General features: G+C 45.7%; 40 protein-coding genes and 1 tRNA gene. 40 read left to right on the forward strand and 1 reads right to left on the reverse strand.

The features are described from left to right. The first annotated feature begins 76 nt into the window (after positions 1-76). A complete protein-coding gene (gene clpX, locus V8Q34_RS12305; protein ID WP_033141272.1) occupies positions 77-1,513 on the forward strand; it encodes an ATP-dependent Clp protease ATP-binding subunit ClpX in 1,437 nt (478 codons plus the stop codon). A 122-nt stretch (positions 1,514-1,635) separates the two neighbouring features. Here the strand turns inward: clpX and V8Q34_RS12310 are convergent, their stop codons facing one another. Continuing rightward, on the reverse strand, positions 1,636-2,004 hold the full coding sequence (locus V8Q34_RS12310) for a VOC family protein (RefSeq protein WP_033141271.1): 369 nt from the start codon (positions 2,002-2,004) through the stop codon (positions 1,636-1,638). Between the two features lie 219 nt (positions 2,005-2,223). Here V8Q34_RS12310 and rho point away from each other — a divergent pair, with 219 nt between their 5' ends. From rho to V8Q34_RS12505, 39 genes are all read left to right on the forward strand, one after another. Continuing rightward, the gene (rho, locus tag V8Q34_RS12315; protein ID WP_335835547.1) at positions 2,224-3,753 is read left to right on the forward strand and encodes a transcription termination factor Rho; all 1,530 of its coding nucleotides are present in this window, start codon (positions 2,224-2,226) and stop codon (positions 3,751-3,753) included. Positions 3,754-3,901: 148 nt separating this feature from the next. Continuing rightward, positions 3,902-4,102, forward strand: a complete 201-nt coding sequence (locus V8Q34_RS12320) for a helix-turn-helix domain-containing protein (protein ID WP_139009306.1) — start codon at positions 3,902-3,904, stop codon at positions 4,100-4,102. Between the two features lie 29 nt (positions 4,103-4,131). Beyond that, on the forward strand, positions 4,132-4,377 hold the full coding sequence (locus V8Q34_RS12325; RefSeq protein WP_335835548.1) for a hypothetical protein: 246 nt from the start codon (positions 4,132-4,134) through the stop codon (positions 4,375-4,377). A 22-nt stretch (positions 4,378-4,399) separates the two neighbouring features. Beyond that, positions 4,400-4,472 (forward strand) — tRNA-OTHER (locus tag V8Q34_RS12330). Positions 4,473-4,699: 227 nt separating this feature from the next. After that, the gene (locus V8Q34_RS12335) at positions 4,700-5,065 is read left to right on the forward strand and encodes a hypothetical protein (RefSeq protein ID WP_335835549.1); all 366 of its coding nucleotides are present in this window, start codon (positions 4,700-4,702) and stop codon (positions 5,063-5,065) included. Then, positions 5,028-6,023, forward strand: a complete 996-nt coding sequence (locus V8Q34_RS12340) for a DNA cytosine methyltransferase (protein ID WP_335835550.1) — start codon at positions 5,028-5,030, stop codon at positions 6,021-6,023. The genes V8Q34_RS12335 and V8Q34_RS12340 overlap by 38 nt, the downstream gene beginning before the upstream one ends. Continuing rightward, positions 6,010-6,384: a hypothetical protein gene (locus V8Q34_RS12345; RefSeq protein WP_335835551.1), complete on the forward strand. Its 375-nt coding sequence runs from the start codon at positions 6,010-6,012 to the stop codon at positions 6,382-6,384. The genes V8Q34_RS12340 and V8Q34_RS12345 overlap by 14 nt, the downstream gene beginning before the upstream one ends. Then, the gene (locus V8Q34_RS12350) at positions 6,381-6,758 is read left to right on the forward strand and encodes a hypothetical protein (RefSeq protein WP_335835552.1); all 378 of its coding nucleotides are present in this window, start codon (positions 6,381-6,383) and stop codon (positions 6,756-6,758) included. Before V8Q34_RS12345 ends, V8Q34_RS12350 begins: the two co-directional genes overlap by 4 nt. Next, the gene (locus V8Q34_RS12355; RefSeq protein ID WP_335835553.1) at positions 6,751-7,080 is read left to right on the forward strand and encodes a long-chain fatty acid--CoA ligase; all 330 of its coding nucleotides are present in this window, start codon (positions 6,751-6,753) and stop codon (positions 7,078-7,080) included. Before V8Q34_RS12350 ends, V8Q34_RS12355 begins: the two co-directional genes overlap by 8 nt. Positions 7,081-7,165: 85 nt before the next feature. Beyond that, positions 7,166-7,357: a hypothetical protein gene (locus V8Q34_RS12360; protein WP_335835554.1), complete on the forward strand. Its 192-nt coding sequence runs from the start codon at positions 7,166-7,168 to the stop codon at positions 7,355-7,357. Next, positions 7,338-8,102: a single-stranded DNA-binding protein gene (locus V8Q34_RS12365; RefSeq protein WP_335835555.1), complete on the forward strand. Its 765-nt coding sequence runs from the start codon at positions 7,338-7,340 to the stop codon at positions 8,100-8,102. Before V8Q34_RS12360 ends, V8Q34_RS12365 begins: the two co-directional genes overlap by 20 nt. Continuing rightward, entirely contained in the window at positions 8,092-8,346 is a 255-nt protein-coding gene (locus tag V8Q34_RS12370; protein WP_335835556.1) for a toxin PIN, read from the forward strand. Before V8Q34_RS12365 ends, V8Q34_RS12370 begins: the two co-directional genes overlap by 11 nt. Further along, a complete protein-coding gene (locus V8Q34_RS12375) occupies positions 8,336-8,656 on the forward strand; it encodes a hypothetical protein (RefSeq protein ID WP_335835557.1) in 321 nt (106 codons plus the stop codon). The genes V8Q34_RS12370 and V8Q34_RS12375 overlap by 11 nt, the downstream gene beginning before the upstream one ends. Beyond that, positions 8,653-9,171 carry a DUF7768 domain-containing protein gene (locus tag V8Q34_RS12380; protein WP_335835558.1) on the forward strand — a complete coding sequence of 173 codons (519 nt, stop codon included), beginning with the start codon at positions 8,653-8,655 and terminating at the stop codon, positions 9,169-9,171. Before V8Q34_RS12375 ends, V8Q34_RS12380 begins: the two co-directional genes overlap by 4 nt. A gap of 182 nt (positions 9,172-9,353) precedes the next feature. Beyond that, a complete protein-coding gene (locus tag V8Q34_RS12385; protein ID WP_216242993.1) occupies positions 9,354-10,121 on the forward strand; it encodes a rolling circle replication-associated protein in 768 nt (255 codons plus the stop codon). A 1-nt stretch (position 10,122) separates the two neighbouring features. After that, positions 10,123-10,299 (forward strand): N-acetylmuramoyl-L-alanine amidase, encoded by a 177-nt coding sequence (locus tag V8Q34_RS12390; protein ID WP_335835559.1) that lies wholly within the window; start codon positions 10,123-10,125, stop codon positions 10,297-10,299. Beyond that, complete coding sequence (locus V8Q34_RS12395) at positions 10,283-10,531, forward strand: hypothetical protein (RefSeq protein WP_173724473.1); 249 nt, start codon at positions 10,283-10,285, stop codon at positions 10,529-10,531. The genes V8Q34_RS12390 and V8Q34_RS12395 overlap by 17 nt, the downstream gene beginning before the upstream one ends. Then, positions 10,518-10,925, forward strand: a complete 408-nt coding sequence (locus tag V8Q34_RS12400; protein ID WP_335835560.1) for a VRR-NUC domain-containing protein — start codon at positions 10,518-10,520, stop codon at positions 10,923-10,925. The genes V8Q34_RS12395 and V8Q34_RS12400 overlap by 14 nt, the downstream gene beginning before the upstream one ends. Next, positions 10,913-11,122, forward strand: coding sequence for a hypothetical protein (locus tag V8Q34_RS12405; protein WP_173724475.1), 210 nt, complete (start codon positions 10,913-10,915; stop codon positions 11,120-11,122). Before V8Q34_RS12400 ends, V8Q34_RS12405 begins: the two co-directional genes overlap by 13 nt. Before the next feature lie 28 nt (positions 11,123-11,150). Next, positions 11,151-11,921 (forward strand): ParA family protein, encoded by a 771-nt coding sequence (locus V8Q34_RS12410; protein ID WP_335835561.1) that lies wholly within the window; start codon positions 11,151-11,153, stop codon positions 11,919-11,921. A gap of 184 nt (positions 11,922-12,105) precedes the next feature. Beyond that, positions 12,106-13,431 carry a ParB/RepB/Spo0J family partition protein gene (locus V8Q34_RS12415; RefSeq protein ID WP_335835562.1) on the forward strand — a complete coding sequence of 442 codons (1,326 nt, stop codon included), beginning with the start codon at positions 12,106-12,108 and terminating at the stop codon, positions 13,429-13,431. Next, a complete protein-coding gene (locus tag V8Q34_RS12420; RefSeq protein WP_317347375.1) occupies positions 13,428-13,961 on the forward strand; it encodes a hypothetical protein in 534 nt (177 codons plus the stop codon). The genes V8Q34_RS12415 and V8Q34_RS12420 overlap by 4 nt, the downstream gene beginning before the upstream one ends. Further along, positions 13,954-14,382, forward strand: a complete 429-nt coding sequence (locus V8Q34_RS12425; RefSeq protein WP_173724479.1) for a hypothetical protein — start codon at positions 13,954-13,956, stop codon at positions 14,380-14,382. Before V8Q34_RS12420 ends, V8Q34_RS12425 begins: the two co-directional genes overlap by 8 nt. Then, entirely contained in the window at positions 14,375-14,518 is a 144-nt protein-coding gene (locus V8Q34_RS12430; RefSeq protein WP_173724480.1) for a hypothetical protein, read from the forward strand. Before V8Q34_RS12425 ends, V8Q34_RS12430 begins: the two co-directional genes overlap by 8 nt. Beyond that, entirely contained in the window at positions 14,493-15,095 is a 603-nt protein-coding gene (locus tag V8Q34_RS12435; protein ID WP_243874383.1) for a hypothetical protein, read from the forward strand. Before V8Q34_RS12430 ends, V8Q34_RS12435 begins: the two co-directional genes overlap by 26 nt. 210 nt (positions 15,096-15,305) lie before the next feature. Further along, complete coding sequence (locus V8Q34_RS12440; protein ID WP_168866526.1) at positions 15,306-15,605, forward strand: HNH endonuclease; 300 nt, start codon at positions 15,306-15,308, stop codon at positions 15,603-15,605. 107 nt (positions 15,606-15,712) lie between these two features. Continuing rightward, positions 15,713-16,066: a hypothetical protein gene (locus V8Q34_RS12445; RefSeq protein WP_243874384.1), complete on the forward strand. Its 354-nt coding sequence runs from the start codon at positions 15,713-15,715 to the stop codon at positions 16,064-16,066. Positions 16,067-16,072: 6 nt separating this feature from the next. Continuing rightward, positions 16,073-17,728, forward strand: a complete 1,656-nt coding sequence (locus V8Q34_RS12450) for a terminase large subunit (RefSeq protein WP_335835563.1) — start codon at positions 16,073-16,075, stop codon at positions 17,726-17,728. Between the two features lie 8 nt (positions 17,729-17,736). Then, positions 17,737-19,035: a phage portal protein gene (locus V8Q34_RS12455; RefSeq protein WP_335835564.1), complete on the forward strand. Its 1,299-nt coding sequence runs from the start codon at positions 17,737-17,739 to the stop codon at positions 19,033-19,035. After that, entirely contained in the window at positions 19,025-19,621 is a 597-nt protein-coding gene (locus tag V8Q34_RS12460) for an HK97 family phage prohead protease (RefSeq protein WP_335835565.1), read from the forward strand. Before V8Q34_RS12455 ends, V8Q34_RS12460 begins: the two co-directional genes overlap by 11 nt. A 24-nt stretch (positions 19,622-19,645) precedes the next feature. Continuing rightward, complete coding sequence (locus tag V8Q34_RS12465) at positions 19,646-20,878, forward strand: phage major capsid protein (RefSeq protein WP_335835566.1); 1,233 nt, start codon at positions 19,646-19,648, stop codon at positions 20,876-20,878. A gap of 15 nt (positions 20,879-20,893) precedes the next feature. Beyond that, the gene (locus V8Q34_RS12470) at positions 20,894-21,292 is read left to right on the forward strand and encodes a hypothetical protein (protein ID WP_335835567.1); all 399 of its coding nucleotides are present in this window, start codon (positions 20,894-20,896) and stop codon (positions 21,290-21,292) included. Positions 21,293-21,348: 56 nt separating this feature from the next. Then, a complete protein-coding gene (locus V8Q34_RS12475) occupies positions 21,349-21,681 on the forward strand; it encodes a phage head-tail connector protein (protein ID WP_173724486.1) in 333 nt (110 codons plus the stop codon). A gap of 1 nt (position 21,682) precedes the next feature. Next, a complete protein-coding gene (locus V8Q34_RS12480) occupies positions 21,683-22,012 on the forward strand; it encodes a hypothetical protein (RefSeq protein ID WP_173724487.1) in 330 nt (109 codons plus the stop codon). 2 nt (positions 22,013-22,014) lie between these two features. Next, on the forward strand, positions 22,015-22,446 hold the full coding sequence (locus tag V8Q34_RS12485; RefSeq protein ID WP_173724488.1) for a hypothetical protein: 432 nt from the start codon (positions 22,015-22,017) through the stop codon (positions 22,444-22,446). After that, the gene (locus V8Q34_RS12490) at positions 22,439-22,765 is read left to right on the forward strand and encodes a hypothetical protein (RefSeq protein WP_173724489.1); all 327 of its coding nucleotides are present in this window, start codon (positions 22,439-22,441) and stop codon (positions 22,763-22,765) included. Before V8Q34_RS12485 ends, V8Q34_RS12490 begins: the two co-directional genes overlap by 8 nt. A gap of 7 nt (positions 22,766-22,772) precedes the next feature. Next, complete coding sequence (locus V8Q34_RS12495) at positions 22,773-23,336, forward strand: major tail protein (protein ID WP_335835568.1); 564 nt, start codon at positions 22,773-22,775, stop codon at positions 23,334-23,336. 58 nt (positions 23,337-23,394) lie between these two features. Then, entirely contained in the window at positions 23,395-23,790 is a 396-nt protein-coding gene (locus V8Q34_RS12500; protein WP_139009315.1) for a hypothetical protein, read from the forward strand. Positions 23,791-23,804: 14 nt separating this feature from the next. Continuing rightward, entirely contained in the window at positions 23,805-23,993 is a 189-nt protein-coding gene (locus V8Q34_RS12505; protein ID WP_139009316.1) for a hypothetical protein, read from the forward strand. Positions 23,994-23,996 lie beyond the last annotated feature (3 nt).

Genomic DNA, 23,996 nt, shown 5'->3' on the forward strand with positions numbered 1-23,996 from the left:
CGATTCAGTTTACTGAACAGATACAAAAAATCACTAATAATCAAATTTTATATAGAAAAGGCAGGGAGAATAGGAAATGGCAGACGATAAGGACTATTTGGAGAAATCCGAAAAAGACAAGTTAACCGCAGATAATTCCTCAAATGACGAGGAAGACTATGAAAAAATCTGTTTCATGTGCAGAAGGCCGGAGAGCAAAGCAGGGAAAATGATTGACCTGCCAAACGATATCCATATCTGTGTGGAATGCATGCAGAAAAGCTTTGACACCATGAACAACGCACCGATTGACTATAACGATTTAATGAAGAACATGCCCAACGTGAGCATGATCGATCTGAACACGCTGCAGAACCAGATTCCAAAGCGTCAGCGGGTGAAAAAGAAAAAAGAGGAACCAAAGCAGGAAAATACAGCATCCAAGGCATTTGACATCCGAAGTATCCCGGCGCCCCACAAAATAAAAGCCAGCCTGGATGAATACGTGATCGGACAGGAACGGGCCAAGAAGGTCATGTCAGTAGCTGTCTACAACCATTATAAGAGAGTATTTGCGGACAGGGCGGATGATATTGAAATTGAAAAGTCCAATATGCTGATGATCGGGCCGACAGGAAGCGGCAAGACTTACCTGGTCAAGACACTGGCAAGACTTTTAGATGTACCCCTGGCGATCACAGACGCTACCTCATTGACTGAGGCAGGATATATCGGCGATGATATTGAGAGTGTTGTCAGCAAGCTTCTGGCAGCGGCAGGCAATGATGTGGAGCGTGCAGAGCACGGAATCATTTTTATTGATGAGATTGACAAAATCGCAAAGAAAAAGAACACGAACCAGAGAGACGTAAGCGGTGAGGCCGTACAGCAGGGAATGCTGAAGCTGCTGGAGGGCAGTGAGGTGGAGGTTCCGGTGGGAGCCAACAGCAAGAATGCCATGGTGCCTCTGACCACTGTGGATACCAAGAATATTCTCTTTATCTGCGGCGGTGCCTTTCCGGATCTGGAGAATATTATCAAGGAGCGTCTGAATAAGCAGGCATCCATCGGTTTCTTTGCTGACCTGAAAGACAAGTATGACCATGATGCCAATATACTGGATAAGGTGATCGTGGATGACCTGAAAAAGTTCGGCATGATTCCGGAGTTTTTGGGACGTCTTCCCATTATCTTCACACTCAGCGGTCTGACAGAGGAGATGCTGGTGCAGATTCTCAAGGAGCCTAAGAACGCCATTTTAAAACAGTACCAGAAGCTGCTGGCACTGGATGAGGTGAAGCTGGAATTTGACGACGGAGCCCTTGGTGCGATTGCGAAGATGGCCCTGGAGAAACATACAGGTGCCAGAGCCCTGCGCGCGATCCTGGAGGAATATATGCTGGATATTATGTATGAGATTCCAAAGGATGAGAATATCGGGGAAGTCATAATCACAAAGGAATATATTGAACACACCGGAGGCCCCAGAATACTTCTGCGGGGCCAGGAGATTCCGAGAATCAGCATGAACTGACAGCAATGTGAAGGAGCAGTACTTTACAGCTTACCTGTATAAAAAAGGACTGCTGCATCAGAAGCCATCGGCCTGATGCAGCAGCCCTTCGGATACAGGATATCCTGCAGACCTGCGGTGTATTATTTGGCAGGAACAACCTCCAGCCAGTAGCCGTCCGGGTCCGCGATGAAATAGATGCCCATATCGTGGTTTTCAAAACAGATGCAGCCCATTTTTTCGTGAAGCGCATGAGCCTCCTCATAGTTATCAGCCTGAAATGCCAGATGGAATTCATTGTCGCCCAGGCTGTATGGTTCTTCTCTGTCACGGAGCCATGTCAGTTCCAGTTCAAAGTCTGTAGTATCATTTCCCACGTACACAATGATAAAGGAACCGTCATCCGCGGTGATGCGTCTTTTTTCCGTAAGCCCCAGTGCCTCCTGGTAAAATGTCAGAGAGCGTGACAAGTCAGCTACATTATAATTCTCATGTATCATTTGAAATTTCATAAAAAACAGCCTCCTTTTCTTTTATTATATTATAAAATAAGTAAGGGCAGATGACAATAAGACACCGGAAGAAAAAAATTATAAATTGCATATTATTCTTTTGCTTTTTTCCAGAAAGTATGGTAGGATTATAGAAGAAAGAGAAATATTCATAGATCTATTCATGTCGAATCAGACGATTACCCATTTGTTGCGATTTTTAAAGAAAGGATTAATATAATGAGAGAAAAATATGAGTCCCTGTCTTTGGGGGCATTAAAAGAAATTGCCAAGGCCAGAGGAATGAGAGGAATTTCCACCCTGAAAAAAAGTGAATTGGTGGAGCGCATGGTGCAGGAAGATGACAAGGAGCGCCAGATGAAGGAGAGCAGTGCTCCCCAGGAAAGCGAACAGGAATCCAGAAATGGGTCAAGAGCGGGCAAGGCAGAAGAACGCCAGGAGTCAAGAGCATCCGGCCGCCAGGAAGAGCGCCAGGAGACAAGAGCATCCGGCCGCCAGGAAGAGCGCCAGGAGACAAGAACGTCCGGCCGTCAGGAAGATCGTCAGGAGTCCCGCACCTACGTCAGAAAAGAAGAAAAGCAGGAGAGCCGTACAGAGCGCCCGCCTATGGAGCAGTCAGACTTGGACAGCGGCATGAGTGTGAGCGGCATTCTGGAAGTGCTGCCGGACGGCTATGGGTTTATCCGAAGTGAGAATTATCTGCCGGGTGAGAACGACGTGTATGTGTCTCCCTCACAGATCCGCAGATTTAATCTGAAGACCGGGGATATTCTCCGGGGTAATACAAGAGTGAAGAGCCAGAACGAAAAGTTTTCTGCCCTCCTTTACGTGACATCCATTAACGGAATCAAACCGAATGAGATGCGCAGGCTGAATTTTGAGGACATGACCCCTATATTCCCCAATGAGAGACTGCACCTGGAGCGTCCGGGCGGAAGCCTTGCCATGCGTATTGTGGACTTAGTCAGCCCAATCGGCAAAGGGCAGAGGGGTATGATTGTGTCTCCTCCGAAAGCAGGTAAGACAACCCTCTTAAAAGACGCTGCCAAATCCATTTTGAAAAACAATCCGGAGATGCACCTGATCATCCTGCTGATCGATGAGCGGCCTGAGGAGGTAACAGATATCAGGGAAGCCATTCAGGGACCGAATGTGGAGATCATCTACTCCACTTTTGACGAGCTGCCGGAACACCACAAGCGAGTTTCCGAAATGACCATAGAACGTGCAAAACGTCTGGTGGAGCATAAGAAAGATGTTACCATATTCATAGACAGTATTACAAGGCTGGCAAGAGCCTACAACCTGACCGTTCCGCCAAGCGGCCGTACGCTGTCCGGCGGTCTTGACCCGGCGGCGCTGCACATGCCAAAGCGCTTCTTCGGTGCTGCCAGAAATATGAGAGAGGGCGGAAGCCTGACGATCCTTGCCACAGCCCTTGTGGATACCGGAAGCAAGATGGATGATGTGGTTTACGAGGAGTTCAAGGGTACCGGCAACATGGAGCTGGTTCTGGACAGAAGACTTCAGGAAAAGCGCGTATTCCCGGCTATTGATATTTCCAAATCAGGTACCAGAAGAGAGGATCTTCTGCTCACAAAAGAGGAGCATGAGGCAGTGGATATCATGCGCAAAGCCCTGAACGGAATGAAGGCAGATGATGCCCTTGAGAACATCTTAAATATGTTCGCACACACCCGCAATAACAATGAATTTGTACAGACAGTGAAAAAACAACGATTTCGATAAGTTTTAAAATTAAATGCGACAAGAGGTATTAAAGCCTCTGCCGCATTTATTTTTTACGGTAGATTGAAGTAAAAAGCATAGTGCGGTAGAGCTTAAAAAACTCTATCGCACTATTTTTTTATCCAAAAATCAGAAAGGAGCGGGAGAAATGGCACGCAAGTACAAGAGATTGAGCTATGAGGACAGAAAGACCATAGAGGAAATGTGCCGGAATGGAAAGAAAGCGGACGAGATAGCAGCAGCTATGGACGTGCATAGAGCCACGATTTACCACGAGCTGCAAAGGGGCGGTGCTGGTGGTGGTAATAGGCAGCAGTACAGCGCAGATATGGCACAGAGGGCGATTTAATCAGAGAGAACGAAAGAAAGGCAGAAAATATGGAAAGATACATAAAAGCAAGAGATTACAAAATATTGATTTATGACAAAGGGGACAGAGAAAGCTATAGAGCGGCAATAAATGCACTGACAGAGGCGAAAAAAATGAGCGGGTGGGATAGAGTGCAAGGCGTAACCATTCATAAAGATTGTAGAATACCAGACCTTTACCACGGGGACGACTTAGCAATAATCATGGAAAGAGATAACGGAAACGGCGAATACAGCATAAAAATTATGAGTTAATGGCGGTAGCTGCCGCCAGCAAGCGCCCTTAATTCAGTGGGAGAATACCGCAGCCGGATATAGCGGGGGCGCTGGTTCAATTCCAGCAGGGCGTTTTAGGTAGCAGTTTGGCGGGCTGCACCAGAGAGCAGCAGGCGAATAGCTGCATCTGGATACCGTGAAAAAATAGCAGCGGGTATACCAGCTATAAAGTATGCAGTCGTTCAACAGGTTTTAAGCAGCTTTTTAATGCGAAAAGCGCCCACACGGTAAATTACGCCAGAATAGGGAGCGGTAGCAATGAAAATGCCGAGAGCGCCGCCGAAAGAAAGAGAGGCAGGGAATGGAGAATATAGCCCCCATACAGATAGCAGAACCGAAACGAGAGAAACGAGCAGCAGTAACAGCAGCGTATAGAAGAGGGTACGCAGATGCGCTGGAAGATATGAGGAAAAGGCAGAGGGAGAAGAAACGCCGCCGACAGTATTTTATTATGCAGAAATTGAATGGTATAGCGTTGCTGGCATTTACGGCGTTGGCAGTCTACATATTAGAGGGGGACGCTACAATAGCAATTTTAACAGTGCCGTTAGCGTTGTATATGATTTTCAGCCGGGAAATGTGCATAGTGAATAGATATTATTGGGAAACGAAAGAAAGGGATAAAAGAAATGATAAAAATTTTAGAGCTGTTCGGGGGAATAGGTAGCCCACGTTGTGCCATGCGTAATATAGGAATACCCGTAAAAGCTATTGATTACGTGGAGATAGACGAAAAGGCAGTACGTTCTTATAATGCCATGTTTTCTGATGAATTGGAATATAAGACGCAGAGCGTAGTAGGGTGGAACTTAAAGCCGGATATTTTAATATATGGTAGCCCGTGCCAAGATTTCAGCATAGCGGGACATCAAGGAAAAGCGACGGCAGAGGCAGGACGTATAAACCGTGGAAAAGGAGCGGATAAGGGGAGCGGGACACGTTCAAGCCTTATGTGGGAAACAATACATATTATAGAGCAAATGGGAGAATGGAAACCAAAATATGTTATTTGGGAAAATGTAAAAAATGTATTAAGTCGTTATATGCGTGTGAATTTTAATCGGTATCTATCAGAAATGGAGCGGTTAGGATACAGCAATAATTTTGAAGTGCTGGACGCAAGAGAGTTTGGACTACCACAAGCACGGGAAAGAGTTTTTACAGTATCAGTGCTGGGAAATGAAAAATTTTCGTTTGATGATTTGATTAAAACACCTATGAGGGATATAAACGATTTTTTGCTATCAGATGCGCCGCCAGTGTATGACGTGACACAGCCAAGCGTTTTAGAGGCAATAGGGAAAAAGGGGATACGGCGGGCGACGATAATAGAGGACTACGCATTTACGATTACTGCAAGGCAGGATAGAACGCCAGCACAGGTAATAGATATGGGAAACGGGCGCTATAGGTATCTGACAGAGTTAGAGTGCTGGCGCTTGCAAGGATATACAGACGAAGATTTCAATGCAGCGGCGGCAGTGCATAAGAGAGTAGGGCGCTATATAATGCCTCTTTATAAGCAGGCTGGTAATAGCATACCAGTACCGATATTTGAAAGTCTGTTTAGAAAAATGATACTGCATGAAACGGCAGAAAGTGGGGTAGTAAATGGCTATTTATAGAGAAGTAAGCACAGAGGTTTATTGCGATATATGCGGCGAAAAGGTTATAGGCTGGAACAGCGTAAGAAATGGAGTAAGTAAAATATGGGCGGCATATTTTGCGAGGCAAGAGGGTTGCACAACGGGAAAAAAGATTGTTTGCAAACAGTGCCGGATAAAGCAACGAATGGAAAAGTGCAGCTTACAAAAGAAATACGGAACTGCTGGAAAAGACGGGAGCGGCGCTTGTTTAGGTTTTGGTAGTGAGTGGGACGACGAGCCTATAGAGCAATGCAAACGCTGCATTGCGTGTGCCTCTTTTGACTGGGACGAAGAAAAGCAGAGGCTAAGCACAGACGGAAGAAAGAGAGGAAAAGCATGAGAAAGAAACATAGACGAGAAAATAGAGTGCTTAAGTTGCTGATATGGATAGGTGCGGCAGCAGCCGGAGTAACAGCTATTGCATTATTTGTACTGCTTACCAGCCGAGAGCCACAGAAGGAGCATAAGAACGCCGATAAAAGGCAGCAGGCAGAGCCTCTGGTAATTGAAGTGCCGGAGCAGGCGACAGAGGGCAGCATACGGGTATTTGATTATGACGGCTGCTGTATTTACGCATATTACGGAAAAATCGAGATAAGGAACGACGGCAGGGACGGTAAAGAGATTGATATAGTTTGTGCCGGATACTTAGAGGGATATGAAGAACACAAAGAGCCGGACGAAACCGGGGAAAGAGAGGCAGAGAATGAGTAACGTATACATACGCAGCCAGAATAGAGAAAAGCTGTATGATTTCGGCATTTGCTTTAATTGCTTGCAGTACGAAGAAAAACATGACTGCAAAAGAGGGAAAGAGGCAGCAGCACACCACACTATTTGCATTTCTGACGGTTGCTTAGAGGAAATTGCAGAGTATGAGAGCAAAGAGCGCTGCATAGAGGTGCTGGACGAGATAGAAAAAGTATGTAGCAGCTATTTGTACGCAGAGGGCAGTAGGGGACTTATAAGAGGTAGCACGCCTATGCAGCCTATGGCAACGGTTATACCAAGAGTATACCAGATGCCGGAAAAGTAAAGGGTTGCACATGGACGAATATAGAGAGGTAGTAAAAGAGTTTTACCGAGTATACAGACCGCTACAGAAAAAGCATAACTTGCGTATGCACAGCAGATTTAGCATATATGACGACGGGCTTATAGAAATCTGGGAGTATACCGGGGAGCAGCGGGGTAAATGCGTATGCAAGGTAAAAGAAGAAAAAGACGTAGAGTGCTATAAAAGAGCGATAGAGGCACTGCAAAGCTATGGAAGAGAAAGAGAGGGCGTAAGGCATGAGAAAAGGGCAGGATAAAAAGGAAATTATGCCGAACTTTTTAAAAGACCTTAATACGGAAATTTTAGAGCAGCTGACAGCGGGCAGCAGCGAAAAGAACGTAGTAGGACTGGCAGGAGACGTAAAGGAGCTGAAAGCGGTAGAGGATATATGCGGGCTGCGGTTTAGGGGCTATCTGGGGCTGATTGAAATAGAAAGACCGAGCGGGACAACGGACACGCTGGTAGTAGCGTTTGCGTGGGACACGCCGTATAAATCGACGCAGGGTGTAGAGTTTGACGTATTGCGAGAGTATCCGGCAGGCAGCAGGCTTTTACTCTATGGGAAGATGCAGACACTTAAAGACTTTTCTACGGGGCGGCAGCTGGTTTTTGCACTGGCTGATTTTGTGGCATTAAGCCCAAAGGCAGAGCAGCAGAACGACATAGTATTAGTGGGCGAGATTGTATATAAGCCTACATACAGAGAGACACCGAGAGGAAAGCGTATTTCTGACATTTTTGTAAAAGTAAAAAATCAGCTTACGAAGTGCAGCAGCCTTATACCATGTATCTGTTGGAATGAGACGGCGGACGAGGTAGCAAACTGGCTGCCGGGGGATACAGTGAAACTGATAGGAAGATTGCAGAGCCGGGAATATGAAAAGCTGATAGAGGAACTTTACGCAGACGACGTGGTAGCAGAGAGAGTGACAGAGACACGTACAGCCTACGAGGTATCAGTACACACAATAAAAAAGGAAGAGGTAAAAAATGAGTGTTGAGAATATCGGGAAAGGTTATGTAAAAATCTGCGTGAGTGAGGAAGAGTTAAAGGAAAGCATAGCAGGGCTTAGCCAGCTAAAGCCTATTCTGCAAGTGTGGGTAATAAAAGGGAACGGGAAAGACAGACAGCAGGGGCTTTTTAATGCGGCAGAGCTAGGGAAACATTTTGACACAGCTATAGACGCTATGACAATGCTTTTAGCTGGACTTAAAGGAGAAAGCGAGGCACAGAATGAAGAGTAAAACAATTTTAGGAGCAGACGGCACAACGAAAATGCGAGAAATTACAGTAGGGATACATGGAAAAGGCGGCGAGGCAGGCATAAAAGCAGTGCAGCGACTTGCAGGCATGATAAGCAGCTTAAAGCAGTGCCAAACGCCGCAGGAAGTATACGACAGATATTTACAGATTACGGGGTACTGTAAATGCTGCATTGATTGCGACTTTATGGATGAAAAGGGAGCAGACGAGCTTATGTGCTTAGCTGCCTATCTGGCAGGAAATGAGCAGGCAAGGGCAGAGGCACGACAGAAAGAGGGTAAAAAGGCATGATGAAAGTGTATGTATGCAGCCCGTACCGGGCAAAAGACGGCGCAGAGCTGGACAGAAATATAGAATATGCGCAGGCACTTACACGGCGAGCGCTTAAGGCGGGCTTAGCGCCGATTACGCCACATTTGTATATAACGCAGTGTTTGGACGAGAAAAAGCCGCAGGAACGGGCGCAAGGGCTGGCAGCAGGAATGGAATTGCTGAAAGGTTGCGATTTTATGATTGTGGGAGATAAATACGGTATTAGCGAGGGTATGTACCGGGAGATAGAAACAGCAAAGGCGTTGCGTATTCCCGTGATAAATGATGCAGGGCTTTTAGTCCGGGCAAAACATGAGAAGCAGAGGGCAGAGAGGCTGGCAGAAGAATACGCCAAGAGGTATGCGTGCTGCTTTTGCAGAGGGAGAAACTTACATACTTGCAATGGGTACAGCTGCAAAGAGCCGTATCAGAGAGCCTACGATTATGCAATGAGCAAAGTAGCCGCAGGCTGCATGGTGGTAAAAATTGAATAAAAAGGAAAAGCCCCTACGGTACGGGAATACCATAGGGGCTAAGCTATACAGCTTTTAAACCTACAAATATTATAAGCGAAGTATGGCAGAAAAGCAAGGAAAAATCACGGGCAGCAAGCCCGTTTTACCACTTGATAAAAGTATTAACTATCCGACAGATATAGAGAAAAAGGGGTAAGGGTATGCCATACGTTGAGAGGATAACCAGAGCAGGGAAAACGATAGAGGTAGAAAGGTATTTTACAAGCAGATATAAAAAGCCGGGGATAAAGAGAGGAGATAAAGTTAAGCCAACAAAGGAGCAGCAGGCAAAGGTAAATACCAGACAAGCGGAGAGAAAGTTAAGAATACTGATGAACGCTAATTTTGGTTATGGGGACTACCATTTAGAGCTTGACTATATCCGAAAGAAAGGGCAGCCGGACAGAACAAAAGAGCAGATGCGCAAAGACATAGATGTATTTTTAAGGGAGTGCCGGAAAGAGTACAAAAAGGCAGGGTTAGAGCTTAAGTACATACACGTTATGGAGATAGGGGAAAGAGGTGCAAGGCATCATCATTTAGTGATAAATAAAATTGACACAGAGATTTTACAGCGCTGCTGGTATAAGGCATATGAGGGGCATAACCGCATAAAGGTTTTTCCTCTGGACGACAGCGGCAATTATGCGAAACTGGCAAGCTATTTTATCAAATACACGGACAAGCACAGAAAAGACGAGGACGGGGCATTGCAGGGCAAGCGCTGGAATTGCAGCAAGAACCTTGTAAGACCAGAGCCGGAAATAAGAGTAATTACAGATAGGCAGTGGTTTAAGGCAGAGCCGAGAGAGATAAAAGGTTATTACGTAGACAAGGATAGCGTGAGCAAAGGCGTACACAGCCCGGATTATTACGGGTATGGGTATTTCAGATATACGTTAGTCAAATTAGAAGAGAGGGGGGGATAAGATGCAGATAATAAAAGGATTGCTGATTGTGGCGGTATTGATTTTGACAGTTTTGCTGCTGATTGTGGCACTGGCGATACTTGCGTTTGGAATAGCAGCAGAAGTAATGCGGCGGCAGGACGAGTGGGTAGACAACGGGAGCAGAAAGGAGAAAGCGGAAAATGATAGAGAGGCTTAAATACTGGTTATTCCAGAAAGGGAAAGGCTGCCACCACTGCTGCATACGGTGTGAATATTTTGATATTTGCCGTTGGGACGTAATGACGGGAAAGACAGCAGAGCAGGAGCAGACCGTAGAGCTGCTGGCAGTAGAGGCAGCAAGAAAGGACGGAAACACCGGGTTGCTGTATCAAATTTACAAGTATGTGGAGTTTAAGAAAGGGGAGAGGCGAAAGCATGAAGAATTTTAGACTTGACGACGAAAGCGGGCATCAAGAGGCACTGTTTAGCTGGGCTGGGTATAACATGGGACGTATGCCGGAACTGGAATATATGCACCACGTACCAAACGGCGGCAAGCGTGACAGAGCGACAGCGGTAGCCCTTAAGAGGCAGGGCGTAAAAGCAGGAGTGCCGGACATTGTTTTACCAGCTGCAAGAGCAGGGTATCACGGACTTTACATTGAGCTTAAGGCTGGTAAGAATACCACAACGGAAAATCAGCGGCGCTGGTTAGAATATCAGCGGCAGCAGGGATATTATACAGCGGTATGTTATGGCTGGCAGAAAGCGGCAGAGCTGATAGAAACGTACTTGCTGCGCACGGAAGAGCTGGGAGAGGCAGGGAAGATATGGCACAGATAAAAAAATTAACACGGAAAATAAAGGAGCAATGCAGAACGTGTGGCGAGTTTCAAAAGAAACGCTGTAGGTTAGGACACAATGCCTACTGCTACAGAAAAAGCCAGAAAAAATGCGGAGATTATCAAAAGGTATCAATCACGCAAGCGGCAAAAGAGTTGGCAGACGTGGCGGGCATTGATATAAACAAAATGCGCTAAGAGGCGAGCGCAGGAAGTGAGGAAAAGAATGAAAACAATAAGCGTTTTGAATTTAAAGGGCGGCGTTGCAAAGACCTTTACAGCAGTAAATATGGCATACGAGCTGTACCGCAGAGGGTTTAAGGTGCTGCTGATTGATAACGACAAGCAGGGAAATGCAAGTAGGGCGTATGGAAGATATGACGCAGAGAGCGTAGCGCCGATAACAAAGCTGCTTAGTGGAGAATGGCAGAGAGCAGGAGAAATTATACAACATACAGAGTATGAGGGGATAGACATTATAGCCGCTAATCTGTCACTTTTCGGGGCTGCATGGAATTTGACGAGGGAAGAAAACGAAAACCAGATAGAGAGATATAAGAGGCTGACGGAGAGAACGGCAGGGGTAAGCAATTACTACGATTACTGCATAATAGATAATCCGCCGGACATAGGGCTTAACGTGGTAAATGCGCTGGCAATCACGGACGAGGTTATAGTACCCGTGAAGATTGACGAGGACGCATTAGAGGGGCTGGACATTGTGGCAGAGCAGATAGAGGACGCAAAGGCATTTAATGAGCGGCTGCATCTGGGCGGAGTGCTGGTAACGTCTTACCAGAATACGGACGGAGAGGCAGCGGGCGTGGAATGGCTGGCACAGAATGGAAAGTACAAAATACTGGGCGTTATCAGATATTCCAAGAAAGTAGCGGAAAGTTCATTTATGCGAAAGCCGATTTATGAATATAGCCCATGCTGCGGAGCGGCGCAGGGATACAAGAAATTTATTACAGAGTACACGGGGAAAGCGAGATAAATTATGACGGTTTTTGAAATGTTTTTAAGTATATGGCTTTTTCTGTATAGATTAAAAAGAAAGGTACGGGCTTTAACAGAAAGTGATTTTAACCGTATGCTGTATAGTGACGATTTGACCTATGAACAGAAAATCTATTTGATTTATTTTAGATACGCATAAAGAAAAAAGTGAGGTAAAGAACATGGCAAAGGCAAAATTTGGTTTAAATGATATTTTGAACGCAAAGAGCAGAGCTGCGGCAGCAGGCAGGGTGGAAGATTACGAAGAGATTTATTTAAGCCCTTATGAGGTTAGGGCTGCGCCGGAGAACACGCACCAGAGTTTAGAGAACATAGAAGAACTGGCAGACAGTTTTTTACACGTAGGGCAGGAGCAGCCCACGGTAATTGCAAGGGTAAACGGCGAGTTTCGGATAGTGGACGGGCATAGAAGAAATGCAGCAAATATTATGAATTTGGAGCGGGGGCATAAGGAGTATGAGAAAGTAAAATACCGCTACAAGGACATGACAGAAGCAATGTATGAGCTGTCCTTACTGGCGGGCAACGGATATACGCAGGAGCTTACAGCATACGAAAAGACCAGATTGGTAGAGCGGACAAAAGCGGCGCTTATCCGGGCAAAAGAAGAGGACGGATCAGAGATTAAAGGAAAGATGCGGGACTTAGTGGCGGCTATGCTGAATGAGAGTAGCACAAACGTAGCCAGAATGGAGAGCATTAACAACAATGCCACGCCGGAGATTAAAGAGCAGCTGAAAAATGGGAACATGGGTATTACGGCTGCTTATGAGGCGGCAAAGTTGCCAGAGGACGAGCAGAGGGAAATTGCGGAGCAGGCAGCAGGCGGCAGTATAAGGGCAAAGGAGATAGCCGCAAAGGTGGCAGAGAAGAAAGCGGGGGACGATTACGAAACACCACACCCGGAAAGCATTACATCATTGTGTTATTCCTGCCAGCGATATAAAGATTGCAACGTAAAGACCGGGACGTGTGAGAAGTGTGACCAGTACATAAACAAGGCAGAGGAAGAAAAGACAGACGAGCAGAGGTATAACGAAGAGCAGGACAGAATAGACCGGGAAACAAAGAAGAAATTGCAGGAGAAAGCGGACGCAGAAAAAATGGAGCATCTGCCAAGCGACGCAAAAGTAAAGAAGTATATCAGAGTTTCAAAGCAGACATTTAAAGCTGTATGCGCAGGGTTACTGCCGTATCTGCTTTTGAAGTATGAGAAGTATAGCGCCGGGGAGATTGCGGTTATACAAGAATTTGAAGAGGGCAGAGCCACTGGAAAAACAAAAGAGCTTTACATATCCTGCGTGGATACAGAGGAAACGCATACAGCTATTGCAGAGGGCTACTGCGTTCTGGGAATTTTGGAAAAGGAGATAGCAGTAGAAAAAGGCTGGCTTAATGAAGTGTCCGAAACGGACACCGAGGGGGGGCAACTTCCGGGACAAATGAGCATTGACGATTACAAAACAGAAAGCGAGGGCAAAGCATGAAATACAGACAGTGGAAAAAGAATTATAAAAAACGGTATGGGGTAAACCCGCCAGCAAGCATAGACAAGAGAAAACAGAGAAAGGCAGCAGCAAGGGCAATAAAAGCCCTTGCTAAAGTTGATTTCATGGAAAGTATAGGGAGAGCCGCAGAAACAATAACGGGAGCAATGGCAAATCTTATGCGTGCGCTGGGAAATGGAATGGACGCAGCAGGGACAGTGTGCCGGAACGCAGCGGATTATATGCAGCCGTTAGAGATTAAGGGAAATGTTCTTAGCTGGGAAGTAAAGCCAGTGGTATGCGATTATGGAGTATATGAAAATAACGCATTGAACGGCAGCAGCGTACTTAAACTGATTACAAACAGCAGGAGAGCAGCAGAAAAGATAGTGGAGATTATGCAGCAAGACAATTTAGAACATATTAGACTTAATGAGCCGGAACGGATACAAAAGAGGCAGGACGCAGCGGACAGTTTGCGGGCAGCAGTTATTACAGCATACGAAAAAGAGGTGGTAGAAAATGGATAAAGATTTAGAAAATTGGCTTTACAGACCGATTTACCCAGAAGAGGAATTTTTTAAGAAAGTTGAGGCGGCATTAGGATTTAAACTTTTTATCTGGCAAAAGGCTTTTATAGTTACGGGAGTATTTAGGCAGTATGGGGAAACTACAGCAGAGATTTTAAGGGAATTGTTAGAAACAAAAGCAGAACCGCTGGACTATACAAGACCACCAGAGAACGTAAGAGCCAGATTTTATAGGGACGAGCTTAGGGAAATACAGAAGAAATTACAAAGAGCAGGAATAGAAACAAGGCAAGTATTTTGGAGTGAAAAAGAAAGGCGTAGTTATTACTGGAAAAACGGAGCGCCGGAGAGATGCAAAAACCCAGATTGCAAAAACTGCCCGTTTCCACCATGTAGGAAAGGAGAGGCAAATAATGAGTAATATTTTACTTGCAATTATTGCATTGCTGCTGGTAAGCATCTGGCAACAGCTCAAAGAGATTAACGAAAGAAGAAAAGGAGATATGGACGGAGAAAAGGAGAAAAAGGGAAATGCAGAATTTGGAAACAGAAAATAAGAGCGGAGAAACGACAACGCAGGAAATGGCAGATACAGCAGAGGCAATGCAGCAGGAAGAGCAGACGGAAGATAACCGGGTAACATTTACAGCGGCAGAGTTAGAGGGGCTGATACAGAAAGCAGCACGGGCAGCAGTAGCAGAGTACAAAAAGCAGGAAGAGAAAGACAGAAAGCAGAATAAGTACCACAATACCTTTATGCTGATGAAATGTTACCGGGACGCAGCTTTTCACATTGAGAACGCAATAAGCGACGGGGAGCAGCTGGAACTTGCAGGAATGACAGACGAGCAGCAGCGTACATACTTAGAGAGTATCAGACGCAGCCGCTTTAAAACTCTGATTATGACGGCGCATATCGACAAGGCGGTAGAAGAGATAGAACGCAGGAGAAAGGCAGCAGACAGAGAGATAGAGTATAAGGCGTTTGAAATGTACTTTATGCAGGGTATGGACTATGCAAAGATTGCAGAGGAACTGGACACGGGAAACAGCACGCCAAGACGCTGGATAACAGCCATTATAAATGAGCTGTCGGTATTGTTGTGGGGAATGGACGAGGACAAGATAAGATAGCAGGAATAGGCGGCATGACAAAAGAATGAAAAAAACATGAAATTTACATGGAAAAACAAAAGAGATATAATGGTAGCATGGAAAGAGTAGGCGAGAGCTTAACCGCAGAGGCGGCAGCAGTAACCTACTCTTTTTGTTTTCATTCTTTAGCCTCCACCCAGCGCATGAAACTTAGGGCGCTGGGATACTAAAAGAAAGAGAGGGGACAGCGTGAAAGAATGGGCTAAGAGTTTTTATTTATCAGCAGCGTGGGAGAATACAAGAGCTGCTTACTTAATGTCACAAGACTTTATTTGTGAGAGATGCGGAGAGCCTGCAAAGATAGTACATCATAAGCGCTGGCTTAACCGTGACAATATCAATGACACAGACATAACGCTTAACTGGGATAACTTAGAGGCGTTATGCCAAGACTGCCACAACAAGGAGCATCATAAAAGCGCACCGAGGCTGCGTTATAGATTTGATGCAGACGGCGGTATAATCCCCCCTATGCAGAAAAGAAATTAAAGGGGACAAATACCGAAGGGGATACCCTAAAATTACCCTACGGGCGTGCGCAGGCGTGGTGTAGGGGGTGTGGTATGGGGCAGAGGAACTGAAAGCGGGGTAAAAGAATGGCAACAAGGAAAGAAAAGACAAAAGAACAGAGGATAAAAGCAGAAAAGACCAGACTTAAAGGAATTTTTAAAGACTTAGACGAAAACAAAAAGAAGTTAGTAACGCCGCTGATAGAAAAGGCTGCTTTTATGAGTGTTGAGCTGGACGACTTGCAGGCAATGATAGAAAAAGACGGCTGGACAAGCGAATACCAGAACGGGCAGAACCAGTGGGGAACAAAGAAAAGCCCAGAGGCAGAAACTTACATAGCCTTAAGCAAGAACTATGCAGCAATCATTAAGCAGCTGACAGAATTAGTGCCAGCAGCAAAGCGGAAAGCAAGCAGACTGGCGGCACTGCGGGAAGAATAGCCCGGAGTGATACCGTATAAAAATTATATCTATGAGTACCACGCAAAGATTACAAGCGGCGAAATAATAGCGGGGAAATGGATAAAACAGATATATAAAATCATTGTGGACGCACTGGAAAAGCAGGAGTATTTTTTTAATGCGAAAGCTGCAAATAAGGCTATTAAATTCATTGAGAATTTTTGCCACCACAGCAAGGGGCGCAATGATTTATTGAAACTGGAACTATGGCAAAAGGCTATAGTTTCTGTTATTTTTGGGGTACAAGACGAGGAAAAAATACGCATTTTCCGAGAAATATTTATAGTTATCGGCAGAAAAAACGGCAAGAGTTTATTTGCGTCTGCGATAATTGCATACATGGCATTTTTAGAGCCGGAATACGGGCAGGAAATTTACTGTTTAGCACCAAAGCTAGACCAAGCAGCGCTTGTATACGACGGCTTTCATAAAATGGTACTGGCAGAGCCGGAGCTTGAAGAGCTGGCGAAGAAACGCCGCAGTGATATTTACATTGAGGAAAGCAACACGTTTGTAAAACCGATTGCTTTCAATGCCAAGAAATCAGACGGTTTTAACCCGCAGCTGGTGGTATGTGATGAAATGGCGGCATGGAGCGGGGACGCTGGACTTAAGCAGTATGAGGTTATGAAATCTGCTTTAGGCGCACGTACCCAGCCTATGATTTTGAGTATCAGTACAGCTGGATATATCAACGACAGTATTTATGACGAACTGATGAAACGCAGTACCAGCTTTTTAAAGGGCAACAGCAAAGAGCGTAGGCTTTTACCGTTCCTCTACATGATTGACGACGTGGAAAAGTGGAACGATTTGGACGAGCTGAAAAAGGCTAACCCTAACATGGGCGTTTCCGTAAAAGAAAGCTTTTTCGTTGATGAAATAGCCGTAGCAGAGGGCAGCTTAAGCAAGAAAGCAGAGTTTCTGACGAAGTATTGCAATATTAAGCAGAACAGCTCTATTGCATGGCTGGAATATACGACAGTAGACGGCGCAGGCGTTGAAAAGACCTTAGAGGACTTTAGGGACTGTTACGCCGTGGGCGGCATTGACTTAAGCCAGACAACAGACTTGACCGCAGCAAGCGTGGTAATTGAGAAAGAGGGTAAGCTATATGCGTTTACTCAATTCTTTATGCCACGGGGAAGAATTGAACACTTGCAGGCGACGGACGGCGTGCCTTATGACATATTTGTTAAAAAGGGGCTGATTACTTTAAACGGCGAGAACTACGTAGACTATCACGACGTTTACAACTGGTTTACTATGCTGCTGGAAGTATACGGAATACGACCGCTTAAGATTGGCTACGACCGATATAGCGCACAGTACCTTATTACCGATATGGCAAATTACGGTTTCCACATGGACGACGTATACCAGGGCGAAAACCTTACGCCAGTTATCCGTGAGTTTGAGGGCATCATAAAGGACGGCAATTTTAAGATTGCCGACAACAATTTACTAAAGACACATTTTTTAAACGTAGCGCTTAAGCACAATATGGAAACAAGGAAATTCAGACCGATTAAGATAGAGCAGCGGGCGCACATTGACGGTTTCGTATCTGTTATTGATGCAATGACGGTACGGCAGAAATACTGGGAAGAGTGCGGCGAGCTGCTGAAAAACGCCGCATAGAAAGGAGAGTGAACGGTATCAAATTCTTAGATTATCTTTTTCATGGGAAAGAGCTGCGATATATTGACAGCTATTTTAAGATGCTGAACGGGTACAGCCCTACGTTTACCAGCTATAGCGGCGGTGTATACGAAATGGACTTGACGAGGACAGCAGTAAATAATTTTGCTACACATTGCAGCAAATTAAAGCCGGAGATTACGGGCAGCGCCCTTAAGCATCTGGAAAAAACATTACAGCATAAGCCTAACTATTTCATGGATACTACAAAGTTTATTAAGCGGCTTGCGACCTACGTAGCAGTAGAGCATACCGCTTTTATTGTACCTATCGAGGACAAAATAGGCAGGCTATGCGGCTGGTATCCGCTGCGTGCGGAACGCTGCGAGGTGGTAGAGGTAAAAGGACAGGTTTACTTGCGGTATCTGTTTGCAAATGGGGAGCATGGGGCTATTGAGTTTGAAAAAGTAGGTATCATAACAGACTTTGAGTACACAGACGACCTTTTCGGAGAGGATAACCGCACGCTTAAGCCGACTATGCAGCTGATACATACGCAGAATGAGGGCATTATAAATGCCGTCAAAAACTCTGCAAATATCCGCTTTCTGGCAAAGGTGGCAAATATGCTGAAACCAGAGGATATTAAGAAAGAGCGGGAACGGTTTACCGAGGACAATTTAAGCGCCGACAATGACAGCGGAATGATTATTTATGATAATAAGTTTTCGGAGCTGAAACAAGTAGAAAGCAAGCCATACACGCCAAACGCATTGCAGATGCAGAATATACAAGAAAATGTATGCACGCATTTTGGTACTAACATGGATATTTTGCAAAACAAATTCAATGAGGAAACGTGGAACGCATATTACGAGGGAAAGATAGAACCGTTTGCAATCCAGCTTTCCCTTGTTATGTCAAACATGACATTTTCAGACAGAGAGATAGCGTGCGGAAATGCTATTACTTTTTCTGCAAACCGCCTGCAATATGCCAGCAATGCAACAAAGCTGCAAGTAAGCACACAGCTTTTTGACCGTGCGCTGCTGAACCGTAACGGCGTAATGGATATATGGAATATGGCACACGTAGAGGACGGGGAAAAGTATTATATCCGAAAGGAATACACGGAAGTAAGCGAGCTGAACAACAGTAACAAAGAGCCGAAGATTATCATACAGCAAGTACCGCAGGCGGGGCAGCAGGGGGCAGACGACGGAAAGGGAAAAGAACCGACAGAGGGCGAGCCGAAAGAGCCGCCAGACGACGGGAAACAGAAAGAGGGTGTAAACAATGCCGATTAAGAAAGAGCGGGAATATAGGGCGCTGGCAGCGCCATTGACTGCGCAGGCAGCAGCAAAAAGAATAGACACAGAGTATTACGTAGAGGGATATGCTACAACTTTTGACAAGCCGTATCTGCTTTATGAATTTGAGGACGGGACAAAGTTTTACGAAAGGATAGACGCACACGCACTGGACGGCGCAGACATGAGTGATGTTATTATGCAGTACGACCATGCAGGCAGAGTGTTTGCCAGACAGTCAAATAAGACGCTTATTTTAGTGCCAGACCATAAAGGGCTTTTAGTGGCGGCTGACTTAGGAAAGACAGACTTAGCCCGTGGGTTATATCAGGATATTGACGCAGGCATGATTACTAAAATGTCATGGGCGTTTACCGTGGCAGAGGAAACATACGACAGAGTAACACGTACAAGGACAATTTTAAAAATAAAAAAGGTTTATGACGTATCCGCAGTGAGCATACCAGCAAACGGGGATACTGAAATAAGCGCCCGTAATTTTGCACATAGGAGTTATGAGGCAGAACGGCAGGAGTTGCTTAACAGACGGGTAGCACTACTAAAGATTAGAGCGAATTTATAACACAAAAAAAGGAGAACAGAAACCATGAGATTAAAAGAAATTGAGGCAAGATTAGCCCAGATTAGAAACGAGCTGAACACCAGAGCGGCAGAGTTGACCGCAGAGGAAATTACAGCACTGGAAACAGAGGTAACAGACTTGCAGGAAGAGCGCACGCAGATTTTGGAGCAGGCAGAGAGAAGAAATAATCTGCTTGCCAGAATTGCGGCAGGAGAATCGATTGACGACGGACAGGGCGGCGAGGGAGCAGCACCGAGAGTACTTAGGAATTTTAGCGGTGCAGCCGGAGAGGGCGACGACGGCGACAAGTACGGCAGTATGGAATACAGAAAGGCATTTATGCGTTATGTATGCCGTGGTGCAGCTATTCCGGCAGAGTACAGAGCAGATGCAGTGAGCAGCACAACGGACGTAGGCGCAACAATTCCCACAACGGTGCTGAACCAGATTGTGCAGAAGTTAGAAAGTACGGGAATGATTTTGGCGCTTGTAACCAGAACTGCATACAAGGGCGGCGTGGCTATCCCGGTGTCTACGGTTAAGCCTACTGCAACATGGGTAGCAGAGGGAAAAAGCAGCGACAAGCAGAAATTTACCGCTACAAAAGACGGCATGATTACTTTTGCATATCATAAGCTGCGCTGCGCCGTTGCGGTAAGTCTGGAAGTTGACACAATGGCAATCAGTGCTTTTGAGGCTATGCTGATCAACAACATTGTAGAGGCTATGACAAAAGCACTTGAGCAGGCGATTATCAGCGGCGACGGAAACGGAAAACCGAAAGGAATTTTAAACGAAACACCAGCAGAGGGGCAGAAACTTACCAGCTTAAAACCTGCTTATGCGGACTTAATCGCAGCAGAGGCAGCATTACCGCAGGCATATGAAAACGGGGCAGTATGGTGTATGAGTAAAAACACTTTCATGCAGTATTACGGACTGACCGACAGCAACGGGCAGCCTATCGGCAGAGTAAACTACGGTATTGCAGGAAAGCCGGAGCGCTTTTTGCTGGGCAGACAGGTAGTGTGCTGCGATTATGTGACCACATACAGCGCCGGAGCAGCAGAGAATACAGCGTTTGCGTTCCTTTTCAACTTTAAGGACTATGTACTTAACACCAACTATGCAATGGGCGTAAAGAAGTACGAGGACAACGACACAGACGACAAAGTAACAAAGGGCATTATGCTTGTGGACGGAAAGGTAGTTGATAAAAATAGCCTTGTTACTATCTGCATGGGGAGAAGTGCGTAAGAAAGGTGGATATTTATGAAAGGGCATTTAGATGTTAAAGAGCTGGAAAAATGCAAGAAGGCAGATTTGCAGAAACTTGCGAAAGAGCTGGGCGTAAGTACAGAGGGGACAATCAAAGAACTTGCGGAACGTTGCGCAGAGGTTGAGGTAGAGATACCAGACGAAAGCGAGCTGACAGAAGAGGAAAAAGAGGCAGCGGAGCAGGCGGCGGTAGAATATGCCGAGGAAAACAAGCGGGAAGAGCCGGAAAAGGACGACGAACCGCAGGCAGCCGGAACGGTTACGGTAGAGGTAACAGCTATGTACTTAGACAAGGTACTAAACGAAGTGAAAGAGCCGGGAGAAGTTTTTACCGTAAGCCGTGAACGTGCAACAATTCTGGAAAGAGCAAAGGTTGCAAAAATCAAAGAGTAAGCATCTGGGCTATGGAAACGTAGCCCAGATTTATTTTAGAAAGCGGGGCGCAGGATATGGCAGCAAATGCCACAACATTAACAGAGAAGATGCGGGCGGCGCTGCGTATCAGCAGCACAAGTGAAAAAATTACAGAAGAAATTAACGACTGTATAGCCGCCTGCAAAGCAGACCTTGCAAACGACGGAGTAAATAGGATTGATGAAAAAGACGGGCTGATAATCAGAGCCGTTACGCTGTACTGTAAGGCTGAATTTGGCTATAACAACAATGCGGAAAAATTCAGAAATTCATACGATACATTGAAAATGCGGCTTTCTATGTCGCAGGAATACAACACGCCGATAGTGTCCGAAACGGACACCGTGGGCGGGGAAAGCGGGGGATAAAATGGCAGAATGGGTGGACGAATTAACGCTTGTAAAACTGACAGAGCCAGATAAAAGGGTAAACAGTAACGGCTTTGCAGAGCAGGGCGAAGAAAGTAGGCGTACTGTTTTTTGTAACATGAAATCAGTAGGCTATAACGAGTATTTCAAGAGCCAGCAGACGGGGAAAGTGGTAGAGCGTAAATGTGATGTTCATAAGGCAGATTATGAGGGCGAGGACACTGTAGAACTGGGTGGGAAAGCCTATTTTGTGCTTAAGACGTATGACATTGACGACGACACGGTAGAGCTTACGCTAACGGACTTGCGATATAAGGAAAAGGGGGCTTGAGTGTGGGAGAATTTAATACCGTGGGCTTAGAGGCTGTCATAGAGGCGTTTGGAAATAGGGAGCAGGCAACGGTAGAGGCAGTGCCTAAAATGTTAAAGGCTGGTGCTGCGGTGCTGATAGAGGCACAGCAGACAGAGGCAAAGGCTATGGGGATTGAGGAAACCGCAGGCTTTATACAGTCAATCAAAGCAACTGCTGTTAAAGGTGGAAGTACAGAGAAATACGTAGAGGTATACCCGCATGGCAGGGCAAAGCACGGAAACGACCGAAAAGGGGACAAAAGCAATGTGCGTTATGCAACTATCGGCTTTGTAGCGGAATATGGGACGAGCAGCCAGCAGGCACGCCCCTATATGACTGTAGCAAATGAGAAAGCACAGGAGAAAGTAGTAGAGGCACAGCTGGAAATATGGGAGCGTGAAACAAATGGATAGTTTACAGAGCATTTTAGAAAGTGCAGGACTGCCAGCGGAAAGAGGCGTATTTACTGGGAAGAAAAAGCCGACGGCTTACTACACATTTCTGCGGCTGCTGAAAGGAGCAGCGGCGAGCGCTGACGATAAAGAAGTAGCAGGCAGAGAATTGTATAGGGTTACGCTTTTCCATAAGGGAGATTTTGAGGCGCAGCTAAACAAAACTCTGGAAGTATTGACGGCAGCAGGCGCTTACATAAATAGCGTAGATGCGGAAACCAAAGAAAGTGATACTGGGTACTGGGTAGTACCTATAACAATCGAATTGTTAAAGGAGTGACAAAATAATGACATTAGGATTAAAAGACCTTTACTATGCCGTCTGCACAGAGGCAGAGGGCGCAGAAACTTACGGAGCGCCTAAGAAAATGGCAGAGGCAATGGAAGCAGATTTATCTGTAAAAACAGAAACGGCAGACTTGTACGCTGACGACGCATTAAGCGAGAGCGTAAAAGAATTTACAAACGGAACATTAAAACTGGGGATTAAAGACCTTACGCCGGAAACACTGGCAGAGGTACTGGGGCAGCTGGTAGACGAAAACAAGGTAGTGTGGGCTGGTGGAGATGACGAACCGCCGTTTCTGGCTATTGGTTTTAGAGCTGCCAAAACTGGCGGCAGATACAGATATATCTGGTTATTGAAATGCAAATTTGAAGTACCGGGAGAGAAGTACAAGACAAAAGGGGAAAAAATCGAATTTCAGACACCGGAAATTACAGCAACTTTCTACAAGCGAAAGAAAGATGCAAAATGGAAAGCTGATTTTGTGGGAACAGAAAAAGATAAACCAGCAACAACATGGTTTACGACAGTACCAGAACCAGCGCCCAAAATGACAGAAGTATAAAAAGAGAATATGAGGAAAGGAGAAAGGCGTAGCGCAGGCTGCGCCTTAATTTTATGCCATGAGCGCAATGAATGACGGCGGTTATACCGTGGAACTGAAAGGGAAAAAGTACAGATTACTTTTTACACTTAATGCACTGGAAGAATTGCAGGACAAGTGCGGGGGATATGACAAGCTGCCAGAGGTATTTAACCAGAATAACAAGGACTGGGTAAAGGATACCAAATGGTTGCTTACTATGCTGATTAACGAGGGACTGTTAGAAGAGGACGAAAACGCAGAGCTTTTAAGCGAGGACAAGGTAGGCAGGCTGATACATTTAGGGAATATCCGGGAAGTACAGAACGCTATTTTTGCATCTTTTGCAGCAGGAACAGCCGGGGACGGAAACGGGGACGAAGAGGAAAGCGGAGAAAGTGAAACGGGGGAAGTGGCAGCCGTGCAGGAAAATTAGATACTGCACGGCTTTTGTATATCGCAATCGGACTACTGGGGTACAGAGAGCGTGAGGCGTGGAGAAAAACGCCGTATCAGATTGTGACACTGTTTAAGTACCACAAGGAATATAACCCGCACATTTTCCGACAAGAGCGGGCAGCAGAACCGACAGCCGCAGAAGAAATGGACGATATAGACAAGGCTTTAGGGGGACTGTAATTT

Source organism: Blautia sp. JLR.GB0024, assembly GCF_037000545.1.
Classification (GTDB): Bacteria; Bacillota; Clostridia; order Lachnospirales; family Lachnospiraceae; genus Blautia; species Blautia celeris.